The 526-nt window shown below is 45.8% G+C and carries 1 protein-coding gene; it reads right to left on the bottom strand.

Annotated elements, in window-relative coordinates:
* On the bottom strand, positions 1-486 hold a 486-nt coding region (locus R8N47_RS28210), incomplete at its 3' end, for an ExeA family protein (RefSeq protein WP_318186483.1).
* Between the last annotated feature and the right edge of the window lie 40 nt (positions 487-526).

Below are 526 nucleotides of genomic sequence, written 5' to 3' on the forward strand. Positions count from 1 at the left end.
TACCAACAGCACTTTAAGCAGCTTTCTGGTATCGGTTTCTAAGTTCGTTAACAAGCGCAGTTGCTCAAGTACATCGGCAGCAAGATGCTGAGCCTCATCAATGACGAGCAACGTCTGCCAACCCACCTTGTGGTTACGCAGCAAATAATGATGTATGACTTGGTTTAGCTGTTTTAACGTCGCATCCTGCGGATAAGAGATCTTAAATTCATCGCAAATCGCTTCTAGCAGATCTCGGCTCGAAAAAGTCGGATTGAGAATCAGCCCCGCTTTGGTGCTTTCATCTAAATTTGCGAGCATGGCTTTGGCCACTGTCGTTTTGCCAGTCCCTACCTCACCGGTCAGCATGGCAAAACCACCGCCGTCGCCCAATCCCGCATTGAGGTGCGTGATCGCTTCTTTATGACGTTGGCTTAAATACAAATAACGTGAGTTTGGAACAATCGAAAACGGCTGTTCAACAAACCCAAAAAAGTCCTTATACATTAGGATCTCCAGCTAAAAACCCATCCCAAAAGAATCAAAT

Source organism: Vibrio sp. 2132-1, assembly GCF_033344315.1.